Below are 6,640 nucleotides of genomic sequence, written 5' to 3' on the forward strand. Positions count from 1 at the left end.
CCGTGGTCCATCAGCTCCAGGAAATACCGGTCCTTGCCGAAGATGTCCTGGTACTCGGCCGCCGCCTTCAGCGCCTCGTCGTGCTGGCCCAGCCGCAACCGGGTCTGGAGCTCGCCCGAGGGGCAGCCGGTGGAGGCGATCAGCCCCTCCGACCACGTAACTACTTCGCAGGCTGGGGCAGTTCGACTGCTGCCGCCGCAGCGGCGCGGATACCCCAGGGAAAACGCGGGCCGCCCCTGCCCTGCAGCCAGGCAGCCCGCACTGGTCGACCTCAGCTGACGATCTTGTTGAGGCCCATCAGGCTTCCCCCGCCGGCACACAGCCCGACGAGGACGGCGGCGGCCGGAACCGTGCCGCCGAGCACGCTCAGAACCCCGGCGGCTGTGCCGATGGCAACGGCACTGATGAGGATGACGAAGGTGCGCAGCGGCAGCAGATGCGCTTCGCCCGCCGGCGGTGGGGCGGAGGCACTCGGGGGGCCCGGCACATTGGCGCTGCCCGAATTCGGGGTAGGCTCGATGGCAGTCATGGACTCGTTCTCCTTCTCTTCTCTTCACGCGGACAGGTGGAGCGGCGCAGTCCCGACGACGACAGGGAAGCTCGGCGGAAGTTTGGACGCTTGACGCCGGCGCTTCCCTTCGTCGTCTTCGAACTCAGGTTGCGATTCTCGGACTTCGGGGTCTGCTGAAGAAAAGGTACAGGCGCCCGGTAGAGCCGACGTGACGCCATCCGCGACGATGCCGCCCGCGAAGCAGAAGTAACCCGCAGATCAGGCGCCTATTCAGTGGTGCGAGGGGGAGGTGTTTCGCCTGAGCCGCAGGACACCGTCCTCCCCTCTCGCATGATGCATGTCACATGGCACTGATCGGTCATTGCCGAACTTTCAAAGCGCTTCCTGTCAGGGCTCTTCGACCTTGCTCTTGCAAGGCGCGTTTGCGTTGTCGACCGAGTTCAGGAAGTCGCCGCTCTCCTGCTCGAAGAGCCGAGCTTGTTCTCGGTCTGCACCTCGACCATGACACAGTCGGTATTGAGGAACTGCAGCTCGAACTGGAGCTTGGCGAAGAGGTCCCCGACGCTCGGCGTACATGCCGGGCTCCTTGCGCTTGACGTTGGCGTACTTCGGCCTCACTTGCGTGCTTTTCGGGCACGTGACGTGGCCAGGCTGCGTCAGTTGTCAGAAGAGGGTGTCAGACTCCGGCCCCGGCTCCTCGATGGCTGAGGTGTTCCGACTCCCCGTCCCGGCCGTTGTACCAGGGACTGGATCGGGGCAACTTCCGTTGCTAATCGGCCCAGCACACGGTGCGAGCGCATCCTCCCCCTCCCCCGGCGGCGTTGAGCCGGACATGGAACTGCCCGCCCAGGCCGCCCCCGGCGTCGAGGTCCTCGCCGCAGCGGCCGCCGACACCGCCTGCGAGCTCGCCGACGCGGCCGCCGCATGGAACCTCACGGCCGCCGAGGACACGGCGGACGCCATCGACACGCTCGCCGAGGCCCTCGGCGCGATCGACCCGGAAGCCGCCCGGCTCCTGGCGGCGAACCCGGCCGCCACGAAGGCCCTGCTGCGCCACCTCGGACAGGACCAGGACGACAACCCCGACCGACCGTCGCCCCGACCGTCGCGGCCCCTCCGCCGGAGGCTCGGACACGGCTGGCAGGGCATACGCGTGCCGTCTGCGGATCGCGGACGCCTCATGTGCCCGAATCGCAGACATCGGGCCCACAGCGTGACGGCTGCGGGCCCGATGTCTTCCACGCGGGGGACGCGGTACGGCAGATACAACGACGCTCGGAGAGGGGGGTTTCGCTGGGCGATCGGATCGATTGGTGCCTGCTGGTCGGCATCGGTTTCGGCATCGGCTGGCCAATGAATCCGATCGGCTCTGGAGGCCGGCCCTGAGCCAATCGGATCCGATCGGAAGGTAATGCACATGGTGTGCCTGACCGGCTTGTGACGCGCGGCGGAGCGGAGTGCAAAAGGCCGGGGGACCACGTGGCGTAGCCCGGTGGCCACGCGGAGGACGGCACCAGCACGCCGATGCTGCTGGCCCGCTCCCGGCACACCTCCGTGCGTTCGCTGGAGCGGTACGCCCGCCTCGGGGCCTGTGCGTTCGTCACAGACCCATGCCCAGTGGGATGTTCACGTCAGGCTGTCGGGCAACCAGCGGCTTTGAGCCCAGCGTTGAGCTGCTTCTTCAGGGCGGTTTCCTTCTGCGGTGTGATGTCCTGGTTGGGGATGGTCAGCTTGACGTCTTTCTTGCCCTTCCTCTTCTTCACCGTCATCGCCACCGTCATGTCGCGGGGGACGACCGACTTCGTGTCGGGGTAGGCGACGGTGACGTTGTAGGACAGCTTGTCCTTCTTGCCCAGGGTGGAGAGGCACTTTTTCGCCGCGTTCTCGGTCTTCTTGTAGATCCCGCGGTTGATCGAGGCCTTCATCGGGACGAGGTTGATGCGCTTGCTGACGCCTTTGAGGGTGCTGGCTATCAGGTGGCCGCCGTCGTAGCCGCCGCCTCCCCAGCCGCCTACGGTCGTCTCGCACTGGCTGCGGGGCGAGTTCCCCGCCGACAGCGAGTCAGCAGTCGCCCGGTCAGGCCGGCCCGCACCGTCGATGTGGAACTTCCACCGGGACACGACGGTCTTGCCCGCCCATGCCTTCAGGTACGGGTCACACGGGTAATCCGCCCCCGCGGACGGGGCTGCGGTCGCCGCGGGAACGGCGAGCAGCGTGGTCATGACGCCTGCCGTGCCCAGCACGGCGGAGATGCGGCGCAGATGCCGACGCGGACAGTGGGACGAAGACGCTGACGACCCGGTCATGGGCTACCTCCAGAAGTCAACGGCCGGGAGCAGCAGCCGCGCACAGCCGTCGTCCAAACCGCCCGCCGCGACCGGCGCGTCCCGGAGCGCGGTCGCCCTCAGGCAACCAGCCAGGGAGACGGCGCCGCAGGCGTCCTTGGGCCGATGGCTGAAGCTCCGCCCAGGAGCGGGGTGATCACGCCACCATGGCCGTCCGGGTGAAGTCGTGTCGGTGTCGCCCGCACTGGCACTGACTGCACGCCTCTCCCCCGGTGACGTCTGCGGCTTGCTTGAAGCCGACCGGTTGGCGCACGTGTGCGCGGTGGCGCCCGGCGCGCTGGCCGCCGCACTCGACAGTCTCGTTACCCTTGGCGTTGCGGCTCATGGTCGTATGACCCGGTAACGGAAGACATCACGTGAGCCCTCGCCCTTTGCCGAGTGGTCCGCAATGGCACATGACCGGCAGGTGATCGCGGCCTTCTCAGCGCCTCTTTGACGTGCGGTCAAGCGCTGGCGTCTGCGCAACGTGATGGTTCACCGCACCGTTCGTTGATTCACGGGGCGCAAGTTCGCTGATTTTCCGCTGTGTTGGGCCTCTCGCTGCTTCGCCAACGCAGCCGCCTGTAGGGGGATGACATCTCACTTCAGAAGCTCCGGGCAAGCCCGAACAGGTGGGTCGAGGTATCGCGATGGTTGGTCACATCATTTGATGATCTACGAGAGTTGTCGGGAATGGTTACGCCATAGGGCCGTATCCCTTATTGTGACTCTGCGTACTCCCCGGGTTACGGGGGTGCTGGGGGGTTGCGGTTCAAGGTCCTGACTTCGCCTGACGAAGCAGCGTGTGATCGGGGGTGTCATGGCGAGCTTTGTCGATGACGGGATGCCGTCAGCTCGCGAAGAGTGGCCGCAAGGGACTCTTGAAGGGCTGGAGCAGTTCAGTCAGGGCGATGTCGTACCGAGCCCCTCTTTCGTCTACTTCGGCTCGCCGGGCTCTCCGCTGATCCAGACCTCGAAGCGATATGGCCAAGCCCTCTCTGCGGACATGCCCATGACGGTGGACCCGGCTGACGCGGCACCGTGGGCAATGATCACTTCTGCGACGTGCGACATCGCCGAGCCCGAAGTCCCCAGACCCAAGAAGCCGTTCGTCCAGGTGGCGCCCGTGGTGAACCTGGACTATCTGGATGGCGGGCAGCGGGGGCACATCATCAACGGGAACATGGTGCATTTTGTGCATCTCCCGGCGCTGCATCTACACTTCCCCGGCTTCTGGGTGGCCGACTTGCGTTTCGACCAACCGGTCGAGAAGAGCTGGCTGGCCCGGCAGCGCCCCGTACGAGGCTTCGGCAGCGAAGCCGAACAGGAGGTCGTGGGCGAGGCACTCTCCTGGCTCAGGCGGCGGCCGGCGATGGGAGGCGCGTTCATCAAGCACGTGCAGCAGCCTGTGAACGATGCCCTGGAAGACCTGCGCCGGAGCGACAAGGCGCTGTGGAAGACGGTTGACCGCGAAATCGCCGAGTGGGCCGTCGACAGCGACAGCCGCCTTGCGCCGACTCGCGCGATGATCGTTCTCCTTTCTGGCGCAGACGAGCCGAGTGACGAGTGCGTGCGGTGGTGGCGGGAGACGGTAGATCACCTCAGAGCCTCGGCAGGAGATGAGCTGATCATCGCAGGTCCCGAGTTCAAGCGGCTGGATGAGATCACCGTGACGGAGTACCGGGACCTGACCGTGCTGGGGAAGCCGCACCGAAGCTTGAGCAAAGGGTAGCCGCACACTTTCAAAGGGTCACCAAAGTGTCCTGTTTTGTGTTGACAGGAAGAGACCCCCGCGAGACAGTGAGGAGTGCAAGTTCGTGAAAGTTGCCGCTGCAAGCCAGGGGAGAGCTCGCTTCGGGGAGCGAGGTGGAGATGTGACAGGCTGGCTCACCGGCACTCCGCACGACCGCCCTCTCAAGCGACCGCCCGTGGGACTGGTCGTCTGCCAGGTCCGGCATGAGACGGAATATGCAGCAAGCTCCATTGAGCGCGCCGTCAGCGTCAGGGACGCCCTGGGGTGGCAGGTCCCACTCAACGAACATGTCGTTCAGGGGATAAGCGTCCAGGTCGATCAGCACGTCAGCGTGCGTCCCAACGCGGATCCCTTGGCCCGAGGCTGGCGGATGCAGAACGGGGCTTGGCTGGTCACGCTGCAGAACGATCACTTCGCGATCGAGACCACGGAGTACCCGGGGTGGGAGGAGTTCTCCGCCGCGCTGGGCCGGCTTGTTAAGGGCGTGCAGAAAGTCATCTCGCCGCGGGTGGAAAACCGTGTAGGCCTGCGCTTCGTCAATCAGCTCTCGCATCCCGATGTCCGTTCTCCACTTGACTGGAGGCACTTCATCGGTGAGGAAATCTTCCAGGAGAAGCTCTACAGCTCGGTGGGCCCGTCGATCAGTGCAGCGATGCAGGTTATGGAGATCCAGCCCAGTCCCGAACAGAGCCTGGTCGTCAGGCATGGCTTCCAGAAGGACGAGAGCACAGGCCGTTTGACATACATCTTGGACAACGACTGCTCACGTCAGGGAGCGCGCCCGTTCGAGTCCGCATCGATCATGAAAACGGCGGAGGACCTGCACATCTCAGCGCTTCGCGCCTTTGAGAAAGGGACCACGGAGGCCCTGCGCGACTTCTACTCCTAGGGGGAAAGATGGGAGACGCCACGGTGGCACTTGAGGCATTCTCCGGCATCGACCAGACGCCGGTCGGCAGACCGCTTCTGGAAGGGACGACATCAGGCAGCCTGCAGCCGGCAGCAGAGGCTGCGGCCCAAGTGACCGAGAATCTCACCAGTGTTCTGGAGGCTCAGGCTCCCTCCGGCTGGCTCATGGCTTACCTGGACCTGTGCCGACGAACAGTCACCAGAAGCGAAAGTCTGATGCAGCTGCTGGCGCCGCGACCGCTTCGCGCATGGACCACCACAGTGCACGAGGAGACGACTCTTCTACCGGCACTCGAGCTGCCCGTCTGTCCATCTCCCCCGCCGGCAACCACCGCCGTGCCGCCAGCAGAACCGGCTGTTGAAGAGAACCCTTTGCCGCAAGACCGGGCCACACGAGCCATCAGAGCAGTCAACGACATCGCGGAATGGCTGGGAGTCAGCGAGGCCGAGGCCGCACAACTGGCGGGCGGCTACCGCAGATCCTTGTACAACTGGAAGAAGGGCATCCAGCCCTACGACGGCCCTACCTTGGACCTCTTCGAAACGCACGCCCTCGTCTCCTCACTCATCGCCGCACTCGGAAGGACAGAGGCACGCGAGTGGCTCGAGGTCAACCAGGCAGGCGCCCCTCGCAAAAGCATGCTCAAGGATGCCGAAGGCCGCAGGAAACTCTCCAAGCTCGCCAAATCGCTCCTCTACCCCTCCCCCGCCCCAGCACCTCGATGGGAACCGATCGAGGGTCTACATCCCACTCCGCCCACCACCGCTGACGCCGAAGAGCGTGAGGCCCAACGACACCCCGTACACATCATCGCCCCCCCACCACCAGCCCAAGACTGAGTTCCACGGGCCGAGGTCACCGTGCCAGGGAGCGGCGAGGCCCAGCAGGTGGTTCAGACGGATACGTTCCTTTACCTGTTGCTGGCCCGGACCCCGACGAGGACCAGGACGCAAGCTTTGGCCTCTTCCAGGCGGACGTTGAGGTGGATGCCATCGGCTCACATGTACACGTAGTCGACCCCGGACAGGTCGCGGTCCATGAACGCGGCGTCGTCGGCCTGCCACTGCGCGGTCAGCCGGGTCGCGGGCGAGAGCCCGGCCGAGCTGCCGAGGAACTGCTCCAGTGCGGGCACGAAGTCACCG

6 protein-coding genes and 2 pseudogenes are annotated in these 6,640 nt (G+C 65.4%); 4 read left to right on the plus strand and 4 right to left on the minus strand.

The annotated features are described in order from the left end of the window. A pseudogene (locus IEZ17_RS45185) lies at positions 1-155 on the minus strand (PHP domain-containing protein); the annotation flags it as partial. A 116-nt stretch (positions 156-271) separates the two neighbouring features. After that, positions 272-529 carry a hypothetical protein gene (locus IEZ17_RS41195; RefSeq protein WP_189308763.1) on the minus strand — a complete coding sequence of 86 codons (258 nt, stop codon included), beginning with the start codon at positions 527-529 and terminating at the stop codon, positions 272-274. 814 nt (positions 530-1,343) lie between these two features. Here IEZ17_RS41195 and IEZ17_RS41200 point away from each other — a divergent pair. Next, positions 1,344-1,868: a hypothetical protein gene (locus IEZ17_RS41200; RefSeq protein ID WP_189308764.1), complete on the plus strand. Its 525-nt coding sequence runs from the start codon at positions 1,344-1,346 to the stop codon at positions 1,866-1,868. A gap of 274 nt (positions 1,869-2,142) precedes the next feature. Here IEZ17_RS41200 and IEZ17_RS41205 read toward each other — a convergent pair whose 3' ends face one another. After that, the gene (locus IEZ17_RS41205; protein WP_189308765.1) at positions 2,143-2,733 is read right to left on the minus strand and encodes a DNA/RNA non-specific endonuclease; all 591 of its coding nucleotides are present in this window, start codon (positions 2,731-2,733) and stop codon (positions 2,143-2,145) included. A 922-nt stretch (positions 2,734-3,655) separates the two neighbouring features. Between IEZ17_RS41205 and IEZ17_RS41210 the strand changes: the two genes are divergently transcribed. From IEZ17_RS41210 to IEZ17_RS41220, 3 genes are all read left to right on the plus strand, one after another. Continuing rightward, on the plus strand, positions 3,656-4,567 hold the full coding sequence (locus IEZ17_RS41210) for a hypothetical protein (RefSeq protein WP_189308766.1): 912 nt from the start codon (positions 3,656-3,658) through the stop codon (positions 4,565-4,567). A 142-nt stretch (positions 4,568-4,709) separates the two neighbouring features. Beyond that, positions 4,710-5,477, plus strand: coding sequence for a TIGR04255 family protein (locus IEZ17_RS41215; protein WP_189308767.1), 768 nt, complete (start codon positions 4,710-4,712; stop codon positions 5,475-5,477). An 8-nt stretch (positions 5,478-5,485) separates the two neighbouring features. Continuing rightward, on the plus strand, positions 5,486-6,337 hold the full coding sequence (locus IEZ17_RS41220; RefSeq protein ID WP_189308768.1) for a hypothetical protein: 852 nt from the start codon (positions 5,486-5,488) through the stop codon (positions 6,335-6,337). Between the two features lie 74 nt (positions 6,338-6,411). Here IEZ17_RS41220 and IEZ17_RS41225 read toward each other — a convergent pair. Next, positions 6,412-6,640, minus strand: a pseudogene (locus IEZ17_RS41225) (IS256 family transposase); the annotation flags it as partial.

Origin of the sequence: Streptomyces albospinus (assembly GCF_014648695.1) — a bacterium.
Classification (GTDB): domain Bacteria; phylum Actinomycetota; class Actinomycetes; order Streptomycetales; family Streptomycetaceae; genus Streptomyces; species Streptomyces albospinus.